This window comes from Microbacterium sp. P26, from assembly GCF_023712585.1.
Taxonomy (GTDB): Bacteria; Actinomycetota; Actinomycetes; order Actinomycetales; family Microbacteriaceae; genus Microbacterium; species Microbacterium algihabitans_A.
In genome coordinates this window covers 257,795-278,046 of record NZ_JAMAXZ010000003.1, presented here as the reverse complement: position 1 = coordinate 278,046, position 20,252 = coordinate 257,795, and the positions used below count along the sequence as shown (strand labels likewise).

Here is a 20,252-nt window from a genome sequence, read left to right as displayed (position 1 = left end):
GACCCGTCAGTGCACGCGGGGCTTGGCGGGCTTGCCGTCGGAGGTGATCTGCGGGTGGTGCTTGGTGAGCTGGATCACGCCCCACGTGGCGATCGCTCCGGCGATGACGAAGCCGACGAGCGCCCACGCGGGAGCGGTCGAGGCCTCACCCAGTACGAGCAGGCCGATGAGCACCGCGACGATCGGGTCGATCACCGTGAGGCCGGCGATCACGAGGTCGGGCGGCCCGACCGAGTAGGCGGTCTGCACGAAGTACGCGCCGACGGCGACGGCGGCCAGCAGCGCGACGAGGCACAGCAGCGTGAGCCACTCGAAGTTGCCGGCCTGGGCGCGGCTGATGACGACCTTGGCGAGGGTCGCCACGAAGCCGTAGATGACGCCCGCGGCCATGATGTAGAACAGCGCCTGCGCGCGGCGGCGCACGAGCACCCAGAAGATGCCGAACACCACGACGACCACGGCCAGGATGCCGAGGATGATCAGCAGTTCGCGCTCGGTGACGACGTGCTCGGTGGCGAAGAACGCCGCGATCGTGACGAAGACCAGGATGCCGCCGATGCACAGCGCGATCGCGATGAGCGACTGCCTGGTCGGCTTCTGGCCCGAGACGCGGGCGTTCAGCACCGTCGTGATGACGAGGGCGATGGCCCCCAGCGGCTGCACCAGGATCAGCGGCGCGACTGACAGCGCGGACAGCTGGCACACGATCGCCAGGCCCAGCATGACCGTGCCCGCCACCCACGAGGGCCGCGTCAGCAGAGAGGTGAGCTGCGAACGCGACAGGCCGCCGGTGGTCTTGCCGCCCGAGAGGCGTTCGACCTTCTGCACGCCGCGGTGCTGGTACTGCGCACCGAACGACATGAAGACGGCGCCGAGCAGCGCGAGCGGGATTCCGAGAAGGATGCGCGGGTCGCGGAAGACACCGACGAGTTGGTCGATTCCGTCGCTGAGAGTTGCATCGAGCGGAGTCACCCTCCGACGATAGCCGCACGCCCGCTGGATAGGCTGGTGACGTGGCCGTACTCCCGATCCGCATCATGGGCGACCCCGTGCTGCACGCTCCCGCTTCCCGCGTCGACGCGATCACCGATGAGGTGCGTCAGCTCGTCGCCGACATGTTCGAGACGATGGACGCCGCCCCCGGCGTCGGTCTCGCCGCCCCGCAGGTGGGGGTGGGCCTGCGCATCTTCACGTACACGTACGAAGACGACGAGGGGCAGCCCTGGCGGGGCGTGGTGATCAACCCGGAGCTGTGGATCCGCCCGCTCGAGCCCGGTTACCCCGACCCTGACGACGAGAGCGAGGGGTGCCTGTCGTTCCCGGGCGAGCGCTTCCCGCTGCGCCGCTCGGAGGCGGCGCTCATGACGGGCACCGATCTCGACGGCAACGCCGTGCGCGTCGAGGTGTCGGGGTGGCGTGCGCGCATTCTGCAGCACGAGTTCGACCACCTCGACGGCATCCTGTACGTCGACCGTCTCGACGAGGAGGATTCCCGGGTGGTCGCCAAGATCGCCAAGAAGCGCAAGTGGGGCAAGCCCGGCGCGTCGTGGACCCCGGGCGTCGACGACATCGAGGCGTGAGCGCTCGCGCGCGATGACCGGCCGGGAGCCGGCATCCGGAACCTCGCCCGTCAGCCCTCGATTACATTGGGGACGAAGCGGCAGTAGTAGTCGGTGATCGGTCCGTCGGATTCCCGGATGCCGACGCCGTAGCTCTCGTCGTTCACCACCCACGATCCGAACACCGGGTGGTTGCTGCCGTTCGCACCCGGGAAGTCGGGGAGCTCGTGATACTGCTGCCACACGCGTTCGCGGCCGAGGCCCTCGCGGCGGTACTCCTGCCCGTTCGAGGTGACGCTGCCGTCGGCGCGATGGACGCGGATGCCGTCTCCCTCACGCCCGAAGACGGGTTTGACGACGAAGTCGGTCAGGCCGTTCGGGCCGTCGGCGTAGGCGGGCAGCAGGTTCGGGTGGTCGGGGTAAAGCCGCCAGAGGGCGACGAGTAGGAGCTTGTTCGAGAGGAACATCTTCCACGCGGGCTCGTACCACCGGCCGAACAGCCCGCGCCCGGCGATGAGCAGGGCGCCGAACTCCTGGTCGCCCACGACGCGGTCGTCGCCCGAGACGACGTCTTCCCATGGGTAGAGCTTGAACAGATTGCGGATGACGGGGTACTGCGTGCCCGGTTCGTCTCCGGGGAGGGCCTGGATGCTGCGCGAGGAGCCCCACGGCTCGGGTACGCCGACGAACTGGCGGGCGCCGTGATGCCAGCCGATGTCCTTCATCTCGATGCCGGTGTGCTCCCACCCGGCCTCGCCGGCGAGGTCGCGCATGTAGGCGACGGTGTCCCAGTCTTCGCCGTAGATGTCGGCGTCGGAGTGGGCGACGAACAGGCGCCCGCCCTCGCCCTCGCTGAGCGAGCGGTGCAGCAGAGTGCGCCAGCGTTCGACGAGGGCTTCGTGCAGGCCGTTCCACTGGTCGGTGTCGGCGGGCAGGGCTCCCGTGCGCAGGCGGTCCTGCAACCAGAACCACTGGGTGACCGAGGCCTCGATGAGGCCGGTGGGGGTGTCGGCGTTGTACTCGAGCATCTTCGCGGGGCTGCCGTCGCCGGCGTAGGCCAGGTCGAAGCGGGCGTAGACGTCGGGTTCGTCCTGTTCGAGCGACCACTGGGCGAGCTCGAACGCCTGCGGGGTGAGACCGAGGTGTCCGAGGGCTCCGGTCGCCAGGTAGCGGGCGGCCTCGCGGCTCATGCGGTGCAGCTCTTCGGTCTCGCGCTCGAGCTGCTCGACCTCGGGCAGGGTGAAGACGTAGGCGGCGCCGTCGTTCCAGTACTCGACCGCGGAGCCGTCGTCGCGCACCGAGCGCGAGTAGATGAGGCCGGACTGCTTGATCGTGCGCTGCCAGTCGGGGCGCGGGTCGAGCTCGATGCGGCGCATCAGCCGCCGTGGCTTCCGTCGGAGCCCGAGCCGCCGAAGCCGCCGCGTGACACGCTCGCGCCCTCGCTGGAGATGCCGCGGGCGGCGGTCTTGCCGGAAGGCAGGGTGTCGGTGCCGCCCGTCGCGGTCTGACCCACCGCCGGAACCGTCCGGTTGCTCGAGCCGAGCGCGTAGTAGTACCAGCCGGCGCTGCCGCCGTGGTTGTTGCAGTCGTCGTCGGGCAGGCGCTTCTCGGTGGAGTTGTCGCGGCAGATCTGCGCGTAGTCCTCCGACACGTTGGAGCCCTGTCCGCATCCGGTGAGGCTCGCGGCCAGAGCGGCCACCACTCCGACGGTCACGGTGCGCGAGGCGCGGCGACGAGCGGCCGTGTGCATGAAGATCTCCTTCGCGGATGCCGGTGCGGCACGCCATCGCCGATGCTCTCACACGCGCGGGGTGGGTGGCGTCGTTCCGGCTCGCCTCGCGGTCGTCCGGGCGCGCGGCCCGTCAGTACAGGCCGCGCGCGAGCAGCTCGCCGCGCAGGATCGGCGTGAGCCGCTCGGCGAAGGCGGGGGTGATGTGCGTGTCGTCGTAGCGCACCGGGGTGTCGCCCGCGAAGGCCGGGCACACACCCGCCGAGCACGTGAACGGCAGGGCGCTCATCGCCGCGTCGCCGGTCGCGGCGGCGCGCGACTCGGTGGCGGTCTCCATCTGGGTCCACACGTCGTCGACGGCCGACAGGCAGGTGAAGGGGCCGGACAGCGGTGAATAGCAGCGGCCGAGATCGAGCCCGTGCGGCGGAGGGGCGAGGTACACGGTGCGACCGGGCGGGGCCCATCCGCTGACCTCGTTCGAGACGGCGGATGCCAGCGCATCGGCGCCCAGATCGCGTCCGTCGACCGTCCGGCCCAGGGTGAAGGCGTTCGAGACGATCAGCAGGTCGGCGGGGGCGGCCGCGATCATCGCCGCGACATCGGCCTTGCGCTGCGCGCACACGGCCATCACCGCGGGGTCGCGGCTCTCGACGAGAACGTCGGTGAAGCGGCATCCGTAGAGCCCCGCCGCCGTCACGCGCCACTCGCCCCCCGAATCCTCGGCCAGCTTCGCGAAGGCCGGGGCGTAGGCCATCGCGCTCGAGTCGCCCACCAGGTAGAGGTGGTGCGGAGCGTCGGCGCTCCCCCACGTGCACCGGTCGGCGGAGGGGGCGGTGTCGGGGGTGAAGCAGTCGTGGGCGCGGTTGTCGCTCGACGACGCGCGCATCGCCTCATCGAGTGAGGGATGCAGGTCGGGCCACGACGTCGCGGTCGCGGCCGACGCGAGCTCGGCCTGCAACGACTCCAGCGCGTCGCTCGCCTCGGCCGCGGTGTCGGCGGGATCCTCTGCTGTCGGCGCCGCGACCACGCCGATGCCCGGCAGGTCGGGAAGCCCCGGAATCGTCGGCGCGCCGTACGCGACGAACACCGCGAGCACGGTGGCCCCCGCGCCGATCGCGAGGGTGGCGCCGGCGAGGGCGACCCGCGGGGCGAAACGCGCGCGCCACGACGCCCAGTCCCGCGCGGGAGCGGGCTGCTCGACACGCTCGGCGACCTCGGCGGCGGAAGGGACGGGGACGGATGCCGAGATGTCGGGCGAGGCCTCCGCCGCGACCCGCGCCGGGGCGGCCTCCTCGACGCTCGCGGTCGCCGAGGCGCGGGAGCCCGGGTAGTACCGCTGACCCGGCACCCAGCCGGCCGGCCGGGAGGCGAGAGCGGACGGGCGCGGCGCGGGAGCGGGCTGGCGCAGGGCCGGGGGTGCGGCATCCGGAACCTCCTCGACCGTCGTCGGGGCCGGCGGCCGACGTCGCCACGGTGCGCGATGCAGCGGCTGCTCGACGCCGAGGAAGGTGGCGACGCTCACGACGATGATCGCCAACGCCGTGATGGCCGTGGCGGCGGGGCCGGGCGCGAGGAGGACTCCGGCGAAGACGATCAGCGGCAGGTGCCAGAGATACAGCGAGTACGACACGTCGCCGATCGCGACCGCGACAGGGTTGGAGAGCATGAAGAGGTGACGCTGTCGCGGGTCGCCGCCGACCCCTCCGGCGATGACGAGCGCGGCGCCCGCCACCGGGAGCGCCGCCCACGGCGCCGGGAACGCCGAGTCGGGGTCGATCACCACGAACGCGCAGGCGATGACGCCGAGTCCGACCCATCCCGCGAAGCCGCCCACCGCGCGCGGCACCCGGGCGAGGAGCGGGACCGCCGCGGCCAGCGCCGCACCCACCGCGAGTTCGCCCGCGCGCGTGAGGGTCGAGAAGTAGGCGAGGCTCGCATCGGCCGGGGTCTGCGCGATCGCCACGGCCGCCGACCCGGCCACCACGGCCAGCGACAGCACCCCCACCGCGATCCGGCCGCCCGCGGCCCGGCGCGCGGCGACCGGAAGCGCGACGACGGCGACCATCACCAGCAGCGGCCACCCCAGCGAGAACTGCTCCTCGACCGACAGCGACCAGAAGTGCTGCAGGGGCGGTACGTCCACCGTGGCGAAGTAGTCGCGCCCCTCGAGCCCGAAGCGCCAGTTCGACGAGAGGCCCAGCGCCGCCAGCGCGTCACCGAAGACGCTCTCGGCCCGCGAGGGAGAGAAGACGAGCGCCGACGCCCCGCTCACCGCGGCCAGCACCAGGACGGCGGCCGGGAGCAGGCGTCCGATCCGCCGCGCGAAGAAGGCCCCCAGCCGCACGACGCCGTCGCGCGCGAGGTCGCGCAGCAGGATGCCGGTAAGGAAGAAGCCCGACAGCACGAAGAACACGTCGACGCCGACGAAACCGCCGTGCGGCCACCCCGTCAGGTGCGCGGCCACCACGGCGAGGACCGCGACGGCGCGCAGTCCCTGCAGATCGCGGCGCACGGGCGAAGCGGTGGCGGTCACGTCGGGTCCTCTCGAGCCGGCGTCCGACGGCCGCAGAAAGCTTAGTGGAACCGCTCCCACGCGATCGGCCACGCACCGCGCATGCGTCCCGGCACGCACTCTCGGGCCGCCATCCGCAACGGGCGTTCGCCGGCACTGCCTCCGCGCCAGATCACGAGCCCGCCGAGGGACCACCATTATGGTTCGCGTCGCGAATAATCTCCAGCCCCGATCGATGGCTCCTCGGCACCCGTAGTGTCCGAAATGACGGGTAGCTCGACTCCCGTTCCCGCCCACCCCGGCGGCACTCCGCGTGTGAAGGACCTGATGAGTCACGCCCCCGATTCCTCGATGCCCCACGTGGGCGACGTCTTGGCGGCGCGGTACGTGCTGACCGAACGCATCGGAGCGGGCGGGATGGGTCGCGTGTTCCGTGCGCGCGACGAGGTGCTGCGCCGCGACGTGGCCATCAAGGTGTTCTTCACCGACCCCAGCGCCGAGCCCGACCCGCTGCGCCGCATGTCGGAGGCCCGCGTGCTCGCGGCTCTCGACCACCCCTCGCTCGTCACCCTCTACGACGCGCGCCTGTCGGGCGACGACCAGGTGTACCTCGTCATGGAGCTGGTCACCGGCCCGTCCCTGCAGCGGCGCATCGAAGAGGCCGAGATCCCGCCCGCCGAGATCGCCGGCTACCTCCACGATCTCGCCACGGCCCTCGGAGCCGTGCACCTCGCCGGAATCGTGCACCGCGACGTGAAGCCCTCGAACGTGCTCCTGCGTCCGATGCCGCAGGGTCCGCGTTCCCACGAGGCCGTGCTCGCCGACTTCGGGGTCGCTCACCTGCTCGACGCGACCCGCCTCACCACCCCCGGCACGATCATCGGCACCGCTGCCTACCTCGCCCCCGAGCAGGTGCGCGGCGAAACGCCGCAGCCGGCCTCCGACATCTACGCCCTCGGTCTCATGACGATCGAGGCGCTCACGCGTCTGCACCCGTTCGGCGGCGGATCGCTGCAGGAGACCCTCCTCGCTCGCCTGGCTCGACAGCCCACCATCCCCGGCCATCTCGGCTACGAGTGGCGGTCGCTGCTGGCCGCGATGACGGCACCGGATGCCGCGGAGCGACCCGACGCGCGCACCGTGGCCGAGCGCGCCGCCACCCTCATGAGCTCCCCCGCCACGGCATCCGCGCCTCTTCCGCCCACGGGCGCGTCTGCTCTGGATCCGGCGCTGACCGAGACCGCCCCGTGGGCCGTGCCGGTCGCCGCCACCGCGGCTGCGGCCGCGCGACCCGCGTCTAACCCTGCTTCGGACTCGCTCGACGAAACGGCACCGTGGGCCGTGCCGGTCGCGGCGTCGAGCACGACGGATGCCGTGGGGCGTCGGCGTCGTGCGCGCCTCCTGCCCGCCTCTGCCGTCGCTTCTCGCGACGCGATGCGTCGCCGCTGGATGTGGGTCGGCGCCACAGCCGGAGTCGTCGTCGTGATCGGACTCCCCCTGCTCGGATTCTCGCTGCAGGCGGCGGGCGACACCACGACCGTGGGACCGCCCGCACCCTCCCCGACCGTGAGCGAGTCGGTCGCACCGGCCGTCGACCCGGCCCCCGCAGCCACCGCCGCCGTGCAGCCCGCGGCGAACGTGCCCGACGAGACCGGGGGGTCGAGTGGCGGCGGGTCGTCGCGTACGGTCGACACCACGCCGAACGAGACCGCCGTCGTTCCCCCGGCCCCGGCCGACGACACTCCCCTGCAGATTGCCGAGCCCGAAACGCCCGCGAAGCAGACCGAGCCACCTGCGAAGAACGCGTCACCGAACGGCAACGGCCCCGGTTCCGCCAACGGCAACGGCTCGTCGAACGGCACGGGCACACCTGGCGAGAAAGCCAACGGGTCAAAGAACGGCACCGGACCGGGCTCCTTCAACGGCAAGGGTCCGAACGGCAAGGGCGCGACCGGCGCCGGCAAGAACTGAACCGATGCCATCACCTCGCGTCTCGGGAGCAGCCCTCCTCGTCCTCGCGCTAGCCGGAGGCGTGGCATCCGTCATCTTCCTCCCCGCCGGCGGGGTGGTCAGCGTCGTGAGTGCCCTCGGCCTCGCGCTGTGCGCCGCGGCGGTGGCCTTGTCTGCTGTATGGCTCGGACGGAAGTCGTGGGAGCCCGAGTCCGCCCCCGCGTGGAAGCCCGTCGACCGCGCGCGCGATCGCGAGCGCCTCCGTCGCATGACGCGCGTGCAGGGGATCGTCTGCCTCGTGCTCGGAATCGGCCTGATCGCCGTGGCCGTGGTGTTCCCCACCGATGCCGGAACCCTTCGCGCATCGGTCATCGGGGTGCTCGTGCTGGTGCTGGGGGTGATCGGCCTGTTCTCTTCGCGACGCGTGGCGGCGCGGGTCGAAGACGATGCCCCCGACACGCAGCCGGATGCCATGCCCACCGGATGGGTGCTTGTGACGCCCCGCGACCGGGGCACCATCCTGCTGTTCGCGCTCCCCGGCCTCGCTCTGTCGGTCGTGGCGGTGTGGCAGATGACGTCGCTCCTCCTGTTGATCGCGCGCGCCAGCACCCTCGGTCTCGTGATTGCGGTGCTCGCCCTCGTCGCCGCCGTGATCGGCGCGGGCGTGTGGATCGCGCGGCTGCTGCCCGAGGTCTCGGTCGATGTCGGCGCCGGGCTCGTTCGTACCGGTTCGCGCGAGGTGCCCTGGTCGAGCTTCACCGCGGCCCGGCTGCAGGCGTCGTCGACGTTCGTCGGAGGCCCGCGGTCGCTCTTCCTCGTGCTCGAGGGGCCTGAGAAGCTGCGCGCGCCCCTGCTGCTGCGCCGCCGCGGCGACCTCGCGATGAGCGACGAGCAGCGCCGCGCGGCCCTCGCTGCCCTCGACGGCGCCCAGATCGCGCTCCCCCGCGCTCCCGAAGACCCGAAGGGGAAGTTCTCGCGGTCGCTCTTCCCCCAGCACGTCGACGCCGCCCAAGCGCGCGAGCTCGTGGCCCACCCGCCGCGCAGCGACCAGGACCTGCCGGTGGCGGGGGTCTGACGGTTCAGAAAACACGAAAGCCCGACGCGCGTGCGTCGGGCTTTCGTTCGTGGCTCCCCGGCTTGGACTCGAACCAAGAACCTATCGGTTAACAGCCGATTGCTCTGCCAATTGAGCTACCGAGGATCATGCTCACCTCGCGGCGGGCAACCCCACGATACTAACAGCACGCGAGGGTGACGGAAAAATCAGCCCGCCGAAATCCGTCGCTCGGGCGTGCCGTCGGGAGTCCACTGCAGCGCCTCGTCGCCGTGTCCCAGGCCGATGGCGTGACCGGCGTGCAGCACGAGCACATCGGCATCTAGATCCTTCGGCGCATCGGCGTCGTTCGTGACGATCAGCGAGGCCATCCCCCGCTCGTCACGGCGGCGCGTGATCGAGGCGCGCGCGGCGGCGCGCACCTCGAGATCGAGGTTGGCGTACAGGTCATCGGCGACGAACAGGCGCGGCTCGAGCACCAGGGCGCGAGCGAGCGCCACGCGCTGGCGCATGCCCGCGCTGAGCTCGTAGGGGTACTTGGGGGCCGTGCCCAGCGGAAGCTCCATCTCGTCGAGCAGCGTCGCCACGCGCACCGCGAGGGCACGCGTGTTGACCTTGCGGTCGCGGCTTGTGATCGGCTCGGCGATGACGTCTTGCACGGTCAGTCTCGAGGGAAGCGCTGCGCCGGCGCCCTGCGGCAGGTAGCCGGTGTGGAAGATCCACTCGCGTCGCGCCCGGCCAGGACGCCGTGCAGAGATGCCGTGCACGCGCGCGTCTCCCCCGATTACGGTCAGTCCGTCGTCTGGGTGACCGGCCAGCAGCGAAACGAGCGAGGTCTTGCCCGAACCCGTGGCCCCCTGCACGATCAGGGTCTCGGCGGTGGGGAGGGTGAGGGTGATCCCGTCGATCACGCGCACCCCGCTTCGCGCGAGCGAGAGGTCGTCGGCGCGGAGGGCGACGTCGGTGTCGAGGTGCCGGGGCATTCCCTCATCCTTACCCACGGAGGGGGCGGATGCCAGCCGTTGCGCCCGCGGGTCGTTCGGGGTCGCGCCTCAGGACGCGATCAGGCGCTGCCGGTCGGCGTCGAGCTCGCGCAGCTGCAGGCCGAGGTTGCGTCCCTCTTCGGAACCCGGCGCGACGCGTTGGATCCCGCGCACCAGCTCGGCCTTCTGCCGCTCGATCTCACGCAGCAGCACGCCCCGAGCGAGGTCGTTGGCCGCCGCCACGGCACCCTCTTCGGTGCGCGCCGGGAAGGCGGCGGTGAGCAGCTCGACGGCGAGCGTGCGGAATGGCTCGCGCACCGCCTCGACCGCGGTGACCGCCCAGCCGGGTTGGGAGAGGTCGGTGGATGCCAGCGCTGCCCGCACGGCCTCGAGAGCCGGGTGCCCGAACGGCGTCTGCAGGGCGCGAAGGAACAGGTCGGGCTCGATGCGGTGCCCGTACTGCAGGAACGCCATCATCGCGCCCCGCTCGAGAGCGACGTCGCGCGTGTTGGGCAGGGACGCCATGGTCACCGACACCGCGACGGGGGCAGCTGTCTCTCCGCCCCGCTGCGCGTCGCGCTTCTCGGCACGGTCGGCGCCGCGGGCCGCGCGCTCGACGGCCGACTGTACCTCGGGCATGTCGAGACCGAGGCGGCGGGCGAGCACGCGTACGTAGCCCGGGCGCAGCGCGGGGTCGCGGATGTCGGCCACGATGGGCGCCGCGGCGCGCAGGGCGCCGGCCCGACCCTCCACGCTCGAGAGGTCGAAGTCTGTGAGGCGTTGATCGATGACGAACTCGAACATCGGCGCCTTGTTGTCCATCAGCGCGCGCACGGCTCCGTCACCGCGCTGCAGGCGCAGGTCGCACGGGTCGAGGCCTTCGGGGGCGACGGCGACGTACGTCTGCGCGGCGAACCGCTTCTCGTCGGCGAAGGCGCGCAGCGCCGCCTTCTGCCCCGCGGCATCCGGATCGAAGGTGAAGACGACTTCGCCCGACGAGCTGTCATCGCCCATCACCCGCCGCAGCACCGTGATGTGGTCGCTGCCGAAGGCCGTGCCGCACGACGCGATCGCGGTGGTGATGCCCGCGAGGTGGCACGCCATGACGTCGGTGTAGCCCTCGACCACGACGACCCGGTGCGAGCGTGAAATGTCGCGCTTGGCCAGGTCGAGGCCGTAGAGCACCTGCGCCTTCTTGTAGATCGGCGTCTCGGGGGTGTTGAGGTACTTGGGGCCCTGGTCGTCGTCGTAGAGCTTGCGCGCCCCGAAGCCGATGACCTGGCCGGTGATGTCGCGGATGGGCCAGACGAGGCGTCCGCGGAAGCGGTCGTAGACGCCGCGCTGTCCCTGCGAGACCAGGCCCGCCTGCAACAGCTCGTCGCGGGTGAACTTCTCGGCCAGCAGGTGATCCATGAGGTGCGACCAGCCCTTGGGGGCGTAGCCCACGCCGAAGTGGGCGGCGGCCCCGGCGTCGAAGCCGCGATCGCCGAGGAAGCGGCGGCCGGTATCGGCCTCGGGAGTCATGAGCTGGGCGCGGAAGTACTCCGCCGCCGCGGCGTTCGCGGCGTACAGGCGCGAGCGGCCGGTCGTCTCGGGCGCCGGCCCGCCGTCTTCGTAGTGCAGCGTGAAGCCGACGCGCGCGGCCATGCGCTCGACGGCTTCGGTGAACGAGACGTGGTCCATCGCGCGCAGGAACGAGTAGACGTCGCCCGATTCGCCGCAGCCGAAGCAGTGGTAGTACCCGACCTGCGGGCGCACGTGGAAGCTCGGGCTCCGCTCGTCGTGGAAGGGACACAGGCCCTTCATCGACCCGACGCCGGCCGACTTCAGCGCGACGCGCTCACCGACGACGTCGGCGATGTTGACCCGCGCCTTGACCTCGTCGACGTCGGACTGGCGGATGCGGGGCATCAGGCATCCGCTCCCCGGGCCGCGCGGGCGCCGGGAGCCCAGACGCCGAGCTCGGCGGCATCCACTTCTCCCACGAGCCGGCCGTGCCACGCGATCGCGAGCTGGTCGGTGAGGCTCGCGACCTGGTCGACCACGACCCGCCGGCGCGCAGCGTCGTCGGTGGCCGCGGCGAAGTCGGGGGCGTGAAGGGCGTCGAGGGCGCCGGGGTTCTCCCACAGGGCGGATGCCAGGCGCTTGAGCACGTGGCGCTGCTCGCGGTACAGCACCTTGCGGCCGTCGATCGAGACGACGGTCGCGCCGATGATGCCCTTGAGCACCGCCATCTCGACCTCGACCTCGGCCGGCACGATGACGTGAGCGCGGTAGCGGGTGAGCTCGTCGGCGGGGTACGCCTCGCGCGTGGCCGCGGTGGCGGCGCGGGCGAAGCGGCCGATGAGGTCGGACGTGAGGTTCTTCAGCCGTGCGAGCGCGGGGCGCGTGCCGTCGAACGAGGTGATCCATTCGGGCATGGCCATGAGCCGCTCGAGGCCCGCGGCGAGGTCGTCGCGCACGAAGTCGTACCCGACCCAGCGCTGGATCGCATCGAGCAGCCCCTCGCGACCGACGCGCGAGGCGAGACGGGCGGGGTCGACGTAGCGGTTGACCATCGCGTCTTCGAAGTCGTGCACCGAGTAGGCGATGTCGTCGGAGAGGTCCATGACCTCGGCCTCGATGCAGCGCTGGCGGGCGGGGGCGCCCCCGCGCATCCAGTGGAACACCGGCTCGTCGTCGGGATACACACCGAACTTCAGGCGACCGCCCGGGTCGGGCACGGGCTCATCGACGGTCCAGGGGTACTTGCACGTGGCGTCGAGGCTCGCGCGCGTGAGGTTGAGGCCGTACGGCTCGCCGTCGGCGCCGAACGACTTCGGCTCGAGGCGGGTGAGGATGCGCAGGGTCTGCGCATTGCCCTCGAAGCCGCCGATGTCTTCGGCCCACTCGTTGAGCGCGCGTTCGCCGTTGTGGCCGAAGGGCGGGTGACCGAGGTCGTGGCTCAGGCACGCCGTGTCGACGACGTCGGGCGACAGCTGCAGCGCGGTCGCGAGCTCGCGGCCCACCTGCGCGACCTCGAGCGAGTGCGTGAGGCGGTTGCGGGCGAAGTCGGCGGGGCTCGCGGGACTCAGCACCTGGGTCTTCGCGGCGAGACGTCGCAGCGCCGCCGAGTGCAGCACGCGGGCGCGGTCGCGCGCGAAGTCATCGCGCTGGGAGCGGTGGTTCTCGACGTGGAAGCGTGCCGCGTCGACGTCGTCGTAGCCGAGCGGTCGGGCGACCGTCGGCGACGCCTCAACCGCCACTGTGGTGCAACTCCGCGTCGGCGAGGGCGCGACCGGCATCGTGGCCGATCTCGCGGGAGTCGAGCCAGCCGTCGGGCAGGGCCGGCCGCTTCGGCGTGCCCGCGCGACCGCGCTGCCCCTCGGCGGCTGCTCCCGGGTACGGGGCGTCGAGCTCCATCGTGGCCAGCAGCTCGTCGATCTCGTCGAGGGTCGAGGCGGTCGCGAGGCTCGCGCGCAGCTCTCCGCCGACGGGGTAGCCCTTGAAGTACCAGGCGACGTGCTTGCGGATGTCACGGCATCCGCGCCCCTCGTCTTCGAAGAACTCCACGAGCAGCTCGGCGTGGCGGCGGAAGGCCTTCGCGACGAAACCGAGCGTGGCGTCGACGGGCTCGCCGTGGGCGGCTCCGGGCCCACCCAGCGCGCGCGCCAGGTCGCCGAAGAGCCACGGACGACCGAGGCAGCCGCGACCGACGACGACGCCGTCGCAGCCGGTCTCGTCCATCATGCGCACGGCGTCGTCGGCCGACCAGATGTCGCCGTTACCGAGCACGGGAACGCTCGTGACCGTCTCTTTGAGCTTGGTGATCGCGGCCCAGTCGGCCTGGCCGGAGTAGAACTCGGATGCCGTGCGGGCGTGCAGCGCGATGGACGAGACCCCCGCGCCCTCGGCGATGCGCCCGGCCTCGAGGTAGGTGAGGTGGTCGGCGTCGATGCCCTTGCGCATCTTGATGGTCAGCGGCTTGTCGCCTGCCGCCTTCACGGCGCGCTCGACGATCTCGCGGAACAGCGAGGTCTTCCACGGAAGGGCCGCTCCCCCGCCGCGGCGCGTGACCTTGGGCACGGGGCAGCCGAAGTTGAGGTCGATGTGGTCGGCGTGGTCTTCGGCGACGATCATCTGCACGGCCGCTTCGACGGTGGCCGGGTCGACGCCGTAGAGCTGAATCGAGCGCGGGGTCTCGGACTCGTGATGGCGGATGAGCCGCATCGTGGTGTCGTTGCGTTCGACGAGCGCGCGCGTCGTGATCATCTCGCTCACGTACAGGCCGGCACCGTATTCGCGACACAGGCGCCGGAACGCCGTGTTCGTGATGCCGGCCATGGGAGCGAGCACGACGGGAGCGTCGAGTTCGATGTTGCCGATGCGGAGCGTCCGCGCCGGAGCCAATGCCGTATTCACAGTTCCATTCTCCCAGACGGTCGCACGCACCGGTGCCCGCCCCCGAACGGATCGGGAACGGGCACCGGTTGTGCAGAAGGGGTCACGCGTCGGCGGTCTCGGCGACCTCGCGACGCTCGCCCCACACCTGGCGGGCGATCTGGCTGAAGGCCTCGACCGGCTGCGCACCGCTCACGCCGTACTTGCCGTCGATGACGAAGAAGGGCACGCCGGTGATGCCGAACTGACGGGCCTGCTCCTGGTCGGCGCGCACGGCGGCACGGAAGCGCTGCGACGAGAGGGCCTCGCGGGCCTCGGCCTCGTCGAGACCGACCTCGACGGCGAGGGCGATGAGGTCGTCGTCGCGACCCACGTGCTTGCCCTCGAGGAAGTACGCCGACATGAGAACCTCGGCGAGCTGGAGCTGCTTGCCGTTCTCCTTCGCGAAGTGCAGCAGTTCGTGCGCCTTCACGGTGTTGGTGTGCTTGAGGATGTCGAAGCGGTACGCGAGTCCGGCATCGGCGGCGACGCCGGTGACGCGGTCGAGCATCTCGCGCGCGGACTCGGGCGAGATGCCCTTGTGCTGCGAGAGGTAGTCGACCTCTCCCCCGTCGAAGTCCTCGGGTGTGTCAGGCGAGAGCTCGTAGGAGTGGTACTCGATCTCGACGACCGGAGCGTCGTCGTCGGCGGCCGTGGCGGCCAGGCCGTTCTCGAGGTTCCGCTTGCCGATGTAGCACCACGGGCAGGCGATGTCACTCCACACGTCGATCTTGATGGCATCCGTCATATCGCGTGCAACCTCTCGCGAGAGCGATCTATTCCGTGAACGGCATCCATTCTCGCGCCCCGGATGCCGCGGCCCTACGGCACCGCAGGTCCGGTGTAGTCGGCGAGCAGCGGCGGAGGCAGGGGGCCCTTGATGCGTCGGCCCGACCCGGTCTCCTCCCACGCGTGGGCGAGGATGCCCACCGATCGCGCGAGTACGAAGAGCCCCCGCGCGAGCTCGGGCTCGACGCCCAGCTCGCCGTAGACGATCGCCGAGATGCCGTCGATGTTCATCGGCACACCGCGGGAGGCCAGCGCCTGCTCGACCGCGAGGCCCGCGCGCAGGTGGTCGCCCGACACGGCCCCGGATGCCGCGGCCTCCTCCACGAGGGCGAGGAGGGGATCGCGGCGCGGGTCGACGGGATGGAAGCGATGCCCGAACCCCGGCACGAAGGCCTTCCGCGCGCGGTGCTGCGCGAGCTCGTCGGCGGCGAGGTCGTCGAGGGGGCGCCCCTCGTCGAGGTGTGCCCGCACCATGCGGTTCAGCATCGCCACGCACTGCTGACCGGCGCCGCCGTGCGTGTCGCCGAGCACGTTGATGCCGTTCGCCATCGCCGAGTTGATGCCGACCCCGCAGGTGGCGGCCATGCGCGCGCTCGCGATCGACGGCGCCTGGGGTCCGTGATCGACGCTCGCGACCAGGGTCGCCTCGAGCAGACGGCCCCGCGCGGGGTCGAGGGTCTCTCCGGTGACCATCAGCCAGATCGTCTCGACGAACCCGGCGGTGCCGATGAGATCCTGCACGGGTCGACCGCGGAACGCGATCTCGCCCGGCTGGATGCGGGTGATGGCGGTCGCCCACCACGCGGTGACGGGGGCCAGCTGATCGTCGTTCATACGGCGCCTTCCTCGTGCAGGGCGGCGATGTCGTCGGCGCTGTAGCCGAGGCCCGCCAGGATCTCGTCGGTGTGCTCCCCCAGCAGCGGAGGAGCAGTGCGGGGCGCGGAGGGGGCACCGTCGATCCGGATGCCGTTGCCCAGCACACGGAGGGGTTCGTCGCCGCCGCCCGGGAAGGGCAGCTCGTGCACGAGCCCGCGCTCGCGGATCTGGGGGCTGCTCAGCATCTCGTCGACACGGAGGACGGCCGCCGCGGGAACGCCCGCCGAGCTGAGGACCTCTTCCCACTCCGCGGCCGGTCGCGCCGCCAGCGCCGTCTCGAGCTCGGCGGTCAGCGCCGCCCGATGGGTCTTGCGGCTCTCGCGCTCGGCGAACCGTTCGTCGGCGACCAGCTCGGGTCGATCGACGAGGGCGCACAGCACCTCGAACTGCTCCTGCTTGTTCGCGGCGATGTTGAGCATGCCGTCACCGGTCGCGAAGGCGCCGGAAGGTGCGGCCGTTCCGTTGTCGTTGCCCAGCGGACGCGGCTCATGGCCGTCGACGAGCAGGTTCGACACCACCCACCCCATCGCGGTGACCGCGGTCTCGAGCATCGAGACATCGATGACCGTGCCGACCCCGGTGCGGGCGCGACCGGCGAGCGCGCTCGAGATCGCGAAGGCCGCCGCGAGCCCGCCGATCGTGTCGGCGAGCGGGAAGCCCGCCCGCAGCGGACCGGTCTCGTCGGTGCCGGTCACGCTCATCATCCCCGAGTACCCCTGGATGATCTGGTCGTACGCGGGCTTCGTGCGCATGGGTCCGGTCTGGCCGAACCCCGACACCTGGCACAGGATGAGGCGGGAGTTCAGGGCGCGCAGGGCATCCCACCCGAACCCCAGCCGCTCGAGCACGCCGGGGCGGAAGTTCTCGACGAGCACGTCGGCGGTCGCCACCAAGCGACGGAGGGCCTCGGCACCACCCGGCGTTTTCAGATCGAGGGTGATCGAGCGCTTCTGCGCGTTCTGCGCCAGGAAAGAGACGCCCAGCAATTGCGCGTTCAGCTCGGCCGACGTCCCAAGGCGACGTGCGAGGTCGCCGCCGTCGGGGGTCTCCACCTTGATGACGTCGGCGCCCATCAGCGCCAACTGATATGCCGCGTAGGGGCCGGCCAGCACGTTGGTCAGGTCGAGCACGGTCACACCCGTGAGGGGGCCCGACACCGTGGCATCCGTCATGCGGCGACCTTCTGCTTCCGCGCCGCGCGCACCTTGGTGAAGATGACGCCCACGATGGCGAGGGCGAGCACCGAATACAACGTGATCGAGATGGGACTCGACACCAGGATGCCGGCGTCGCCCTCTCCGACGGCCATGGCGCGGCGGTACTCGGTCTCGGCCAGGGGCCCGAGGATGATCGCGATGAGCATCGGGGCCACCGGCAGACCGTAGCGGCGCATCAGGAAGCCGAGCAGGCCCACGGCGAGCACGAGCACCAGGTCGAGGATCTTGCTGCTCGTGGCGTACACGCCCAGCATGGCGAACACCGTGATCCCGGCGTAGAGGTAGTGCTTGGGCACCTTCAGCAGCTTCGCCCACAGAGGCGCGAAAGGCAGGTTGAGGATGAGCAGCACGACCATGCCGACGAAGAAGCTCGCGAGCAGTGCCCAAACCAGATCGGGTGCCCGCTCGAACAGCAGCGGTCCGGGCTGCAGACCGTACTGGCGGAAGGCCGCCAGCAGGATCGCGGCCGTCGCCGAGGTGGGAAGCCCGAGGGCGAGGAGGGCGCCCATGGCCGTGCCGGCAGTGGCGTTTCCGGCGGCCTCGGGCCCGGCGACGCCCTGGATCGCGCCGCGACCGAACATGGGCTTCTTGCGGCGGCCGTCGAGCTTGCGCTCGGTGCCGTAGGCCAGGAACGTCGGCACCTCCGAGCCGCCGACGGGGATGATGCCGAATGGCACGCCGATCGCCGTGCCGCGCAGCCAGGCGGGCAGGGCCTGGCGGAGCTCGCGGAACGACAACCACAGGCGCCCGCTCGAGGCGAGCAGCTTCGTGTCGTCGGGGGTGCCGCGGCGTCCGGCGACGCTGAAGACCTCGCCGAGGGCGAGGAGGCCGACCGTGATGACCACGATGTCGATGCCGTCGAACAGCTCCGGCAGGCCAAACGTGAAGCGCGAGGCGCCCGACGCTCCGTCGATGCCCACGACCGAGATCGCGAGGCCGATCGCGAGGGCCGCGAGGCCCCGCACCACCGAGTCGGTGACGACGGCCGAGATCGCCACGAACGCGAAGACGGCGAGGGCCAGGTACTCGGCGGGCCCGAAGAGGGTCGCCAGCTCCGCGAGGCGCGGAGCGAAGAACACCACGAGGATCGAGGCGATGATGCCGCCGATGAAGGCGCCGATCGCGGAGGTCGCGAGAGCTTGCGCGGCGCGCCCGCTCTTGGCCATTCGATGGCCCTCGATGGAGCCGGCGATCGCGGTGCTGTTGCCGGGGGTGTTCATCAGGATGCCGGCGATGGAGTCGCCGAAGAGTCCACCGAACAGCACCCCGGCGAACATGATGAACGCGCCGATCGGGTCGAGCGAGAACGTGACGGGGAGCAGCAGCGCGACCGCCATCGCCGAGCCGAGGCCAGGCAGGACGCCGACTGCGGTGCCGAGGACGGCCCCGATGAGCACCCACAGCATGTTGATGGGGGTGAGGACGACGGCGAAGCCCTCCCCCAGGTTGACCAGCGCATCCATCAGAAGAGGCCCTCCAGGATTCCAGGCGGCAGGTTGAGTCCGAGACCACCGGAGAAGGCGATCTGCACGATGGCGGAGATCGCCAGCGAGAGGAAGATGTCGAAGATCGGACGGCGGCTGCCGAGCGACCGTGCGATGCCCCAGAACAGGAAGGCGCCCGAAAGCAACCAGCCGAGCGGGGTGAGAGCCGCGATGAAGACGATGACCGTGCCGACGGCTCCGGCCAGAGCCCACAGGTTGCTGCGCGGACGAACCGTGGGGACGTCGGGTTCCCGCCCCTCGACGGCCGCGATGAGCGCCTCGTCGTCGAGGTCGGACTCGTGTTCGGGCGCTGCGGCGTCGACGACCTCGACCGGCTCGGGTCGGCGGATGACGTCGAGCGCGAGGAGGACGGCCAGCACGATCACCGCGGCGGCGACGATCGCGGGAAACAGCTGCGGACCCGGGGGTGCCGTGTTGGCCGGAACGGTCATGGTAAGCGTGCCGACGACGAGGCCGATGCCGACCAGCAGCATGATCGCGGGAACGATGAGTCCGGTGCGACGGCGCCAGAACCCGTCGGAGGGTCGGGCTCGATGCGTGCGCGGGACGGTGGGGATGACGCCGCTCACAGGCCCAGCTCCTCGATGATGGCGTCGACGCGCGCTTGGTCTTCTTCGATGAAGGTCGCGAACTCGCCGCCGGTCAGCAGGGCGTCGCGCCAGCGATTGCGATCGAGCACCTCTTCCCACTCGGGGGTGGCGGCCATCTGCTCGACGATGGCGACGAGCTCGTGGCGTTGGTCGTCGGTGATGCCGGGAGGGGCGACCAGTCCACGCCAGTTCGGCAGGTTCACGTCGACGCCCTGCTCGATGAAGGTCGGGATGTCGATGCCGGGTACCGGCTCTTCGGCCGAGACGGCCAGCGCACGCAGGCGGCCCGCTTCGATCTGGTCGCTGAAGTCGTTGTATCCGCTCACGCCGACCGCGACCGTGTTCGACAGGAGGGCGGTGAGTACCTCGCCGCCACCCGCGTACGAGACGTAGTTGAGCTCGGCGGGGTCGATGCCGGCGGCCTTCGCCGTCAGTCCGGTCAGCAGGTGGTCGGTGCCACCGATGCCCCCGCCGCCAACGGCCTGACCGTGGGGGTTCTCGCGCCAGGCCCGGACGAAGTCGTCGAGTGTCTGGAACGGAGAATCGGCGGGCACGATGAAGACGATGTAGTCCTCCGCGAGTCGGGCGATCGGGGTGGTATCGGCGAGGCTCGCGGCCGAGCCGTTCGCGGTGATCGCGCCCTCCATGACGGTGCCGGTCATCATCAGGTTCGTCGGATCGTCGCCGAGCTGCACGAACTGGCCGAGGCCGATCGTGCCGCCGGCGCCCGGCACGTTCACCACCTGCACGTTGTTGACGACCGAGGTCGAGCGCAGGACCTGCTGCGATTCGCGCGAGGCAAGGTCCCACCCGCCGCCGGGCGCGGCCGGGGCCATGATGGTCAGTTTGGTGCGTGGATCGGCACCCGCGGTCGAGCCGCTGGCGTTCACCGCGGCCACGCCGACGAGGGCGGCGGTGGCCGCGATCCCGAGCGCGTTCCATAGGACGCGTCTGGTTCTCACGTCGTCACTCCTTCGTGATCTGGTGGGTATTGTGGTGTCCATCTAGTGGACTCCAACGTCCACCTGACGGTACACTCGATCTCGGAGCGCGCGCAACCGGTGCGACG

General features: G+C 71.2%; 17 protein-coding genes and 1 tRNA gene. 3 read left to right on the top strand and 15 right to left on the bottom strand.

What is annotated here, in order from left to right:
* Positions 1-6: 6 nt before the first annotated feature.
* Positions 7-972, bottom strand: a complete 966-nt coding sequence (locus M3667_RS07845; protein ID WP_251507076.1) for a DMT family transporter — start codon at positions 970-972, stop codon at positions 7-9.
* Positions 973-1,013: 41 nt separating this feature from the next.
* On the opposite strand from M3667_RS07845, the gene def reads away from it, so the two are divergent.
* Entirely contained in the window at positions 1,014-1,580 is a 567-nt protein-coding gene (gene def, locus M3667_RS07840) for a peptide deformylase (protein ID WP_251507074.1), read from the top strand.
* 50 nt (positions 1,581-1,630) lie between these two features.
* On the opposite strand, the gene M3667_RS07835 is transcribed toward def, so the two are convergent.
* From M3667_RS07835 to M3667_RS07825, 3 genes are all read right to left on the bottom strand, one after another.
* Positions 1,631-2,935: a glutathionylspermidine synthase family protein gene (locus M3667_RS07835; RefSeq protein ID WP_308196441.1), complete on the bottom strand. Its 1,305-nt coding sequence runs from the start codon at positions 2,933-2,935 to the stop codon at positions 1,631-1,633.
* Entirely contained in the window at positions 2,935-3,309 is a 375-nt protein-coding gene (locus M3667_RS07830) for a tRNA-dihydrouridine synthase (RefSeq protein WP_251507072.1), read from the bottom strand. The genes M3667_RS07835 and M3667_RS07830 overlap by 1 nt, the downstream gene beginning before the upstream one ends.
* 112 nt (positions 3,310-3,421) lie before the next feature.
* Positions 3,422-5,821, bottom strand: coding sequence for an acyltransferase (locus M3667_RS07825; RefSeq protein WP_251507070.1), 2,400 nt, complete (start codon positions 5,819-5,821; stop codon positions 3,422-3,424).
* Positions 5,822-6,127: 306 nt separating this feature from the next.
* Here M3667_RS07825 and M3667_RS07820 point away from each other — a divergent pair, with 306 nt between their 5' ends.
* Together M3667_RS07820 and M3667_RS07815 are read left to right on the top strand one after the other, a co-directional pair.
* Positions 6,128-7,771 carry a serine/threonine-protein kinase gene (locus M3667_RS07820; RefSeq protein ID WP_251507068.1) on the top strand — a complete coding sequence of 548 codons (1,644 nt, stop codon included), beginning with the start codon at positions 6,128-6,130 and terminating at the stop codon, positions 7,769-7,771.
* Positions 7,772-7,775: 4 nt separating this feature from the next.
* Entirely contained in the window at positions 7,776-8,825 is a 1,050-nt protein-coding gene (locus tag M3667_RS07815) for a hypothetical protein (RefSeq protein WP_251507066.1), read from the top strand.
* 50 nt (positions 8,826-8,875) lie between these two features.
* Here the strand turns inward: M3667_RS07815 and M3667_RS07810 are convergent.
* The 11 genes from M3667_RS07810 to M3667_RS07760 form a co-directional block, all read right to left on the bottom strand.
* A tRNA-Asn gene (locus M3667_RS07810) sits at positions 8,876-8,951 on the bottom strand.
* Between the two features lie 62 nt (positions 8,952-9,013).
* Positions 9,014-9,787, bottom strand: coding sequence for an ATP-binding cassette domain-containing protein (locus M3667_RS07805; protein WP_251507064.1), 774 nt, complete (start codon positions 9,785-9,787; stop codon positions 9,014-9,016).
* A 69-nt stretch (positions 9,788-9,856) separates the two neighbouring features.
* Positions 9,857-11,698 carry a DNA primase gene (gene dnaG, locus M3667_RS07800; RefSeq protein WP_251507062.1) on the bottom strand — a complete coding sequence of 614 codons (1,842 nt, stop codon included), beginning with the start codon at positions 11,696-11,698 and terminating at the stop codon, positions 9,857-9,859.
* The gene (locus M3667_RS07795) at positions 11,698-13,032 is read right to left on the bottom strand and encodes a deoxyguanosinetriphosphate triphosphohydrolase (protein ID WP_251507060.1); all 1,335 of its coding nucleotides are present in this window, start codon (positions 13,030-13,032) and stop codon (positions 11,698-11,700) included. The genes dnaG and M3667_RS07795 overlap by 1 nt, the downstream gene beginning before the upstream one ends.
* A complete protein-coding gene (dusB, locus tag M3667_RS07790; protein ID WP_144833663.1) occupies positions 13,022-14,188 on the bottom strand; it encodes a tRNA dihydrouridine synthase DusB in 1,167 nt (388 codons plus the stop codon). The genes M3667_RS07795 and dusB overlap by 11 nt, the downstream gene beginning before the upstream one ends.
* 82 nt (positions 14,189-14,270) lie before the next feature.
* On the bottom strand, positions 14,271-14,954 hold the full coding sequence (locus tag M3667_RS07785) for a DsbA family protein (RefSeq protein ID WP_251507058.1): 684 nt from the start codon (positions 14,952-14,954) through the stop codon (positions 14,271-14,273).
* 74 nt (positions 14,955-15,028) lie between these two features.
* The gene (locus tag M3667_RS07780) at positions 15,029-15,829 is read right to left on the bottom strand and encodes a citryl-CoA lyase (RefSeq protein ID WP_251507056.1); all 801 of its coding nucleotides are present in this window, start codon (positions 15,827-15,829) and stop codon (positions 15,029-15,031) included.
* Positions 15,826-17,043: a CaiB/BaiF CoA-transferase family protein gene (locus M3667_RS07775; RefSeq protein WP_251507054.1), complete on the bottom strand. Its 1,218-nt coding sequence runs from the start codon at positions 17,041-17,043 to the stop codon at positions 15,826-15,828. Before M3667_RS07775 ends, M3667_RS07780 begins: the two co-directional genes overlap by 4 nt.
* Positions 17,040-18,551 carry a tripartite tricarboxylate transporter permease gene (locus M3667_RS07770; RefSeq protein WP_251507053.1) on the bottom strand — a complete coding sequence of 504 codons (1,512 nt, stop codon included), beginning with the start codon at positions 18,549-18,551 and terminating at the stop codon, positions 17,040-17,042. The genes M3667_RS07775 and M3667_RS07770 overlap by 4 nt, the downstream gene beginning before the upstream one ends.
* The gene (locus M3667_RS07765; RefSeq protein WP_251507051.1) at positions 18,551-19,162 is read right to left on the bottom strand and encodes a tripartite tricarboxylate transporter TctB family protein; all 612 of its coding nucleotides are present in this window, start codon (positions 19,160-19,162) and stop codon (positions 18,551-18,553) included. The genes M3667_RS07770 and M3667_RS07765 overlap by 1 nt, the downstream gene beginning before the upstream one ends.
* Complete coding sequence (locus M3667_RS07760) at positions 19,159-20,145, bottom strand: tripartite tricarboxylate transporter substrate binding protein (RefSeq protein WP_251507049.1); 987 nt, start codon at positions 20,143-20,145, stop codon at positions 19,159-19,161. The genes M3667_RS07765 and M3667_RS07760 overlap by 4 nt, the downstream gene beginning before the upstream one ends.
* Between the last annotated feature and the right edge of the window lie 107 nt (positions 20,146-20,252).

What these genes read in the sequence shown, in the direction of transcription:
- M3667_RS07820 (WP_251507068.1), top strand. Translation starts at nt 6,128, where the DNA reads ATGAGTCACGCCCCCGATTCCTCGATGCCCCACGTGGGCGACGTCTTG.
- dnaG (WP_251507062.1), bottom strand. Translation starts at nt 11,698, where the DNA reads ATGCCCCGCATCCGCCAGTCCGACGTCGACGAGGTCAAGGCGCGGGTC.
- M3667_RS07815 (WP_251507066.1), top strand. Translation starts at nt 7,776, where the DNA reads ATGCCATCACCTCGCGTCTCGGGAGCAGCCCTCCTCGTCCTCGCGCTA.
- M3667_RS07780 (WP_251507056.1), bottom strand. Translation starts at nt 15,829, where the DNA reads ATGAACGACGATCAGCTGGCCCCCGTCACCGCGTGGTGGGCGACCGCC.
- M3667_RS07785 (WP_251507058.1), bottom strand. Translation starts at nt 14,954, where the DNA reads ATGACGGATGCCATCAAGATCGACGTGTGGAGTGACATCGCCTGCCCG.
- M3667_RS07805 (WP_251507064.1), bottom strand. Translation starts at nt 9,787, where the DNA reads ATGCCCCGGCACCTCGACACCGACGTCGCCCTCCGCGCCGACGACCTC.
- M3667_RS07775 (WP_251507054.1), bottom strand. Translation starts at nt 17,043, where the DNA reads ATGACGGATGCCACGGTGTCGGGCCCCCTCACGGGTGTGACCGTGCTC.
- M3667_RS07830 (WP_251507072.1), bottom strand. Translation starts at nt 3,309, where the DNA reads ATGCACACGGCCGCTCGTCGCCGCGCCTCGCGCACCGTGACCGTCGGA.
- M3667_RS07770 (WP_251507053.1), bottom strand. Translation starts at nt 18,551, where the DNA reads ATGGATGCGCTGGTCAACCTGGGGGAGGGCTTCGCCGTCGTCCTCACC.
- M3667_RS07835 (WP_308196441.1), bottom strand. Translation starts at nt 2,935, where the DNA reads ATGCGCCGCATCGAGCTCGACCCGCGCCCCGACTGGCAGCGCACGATC.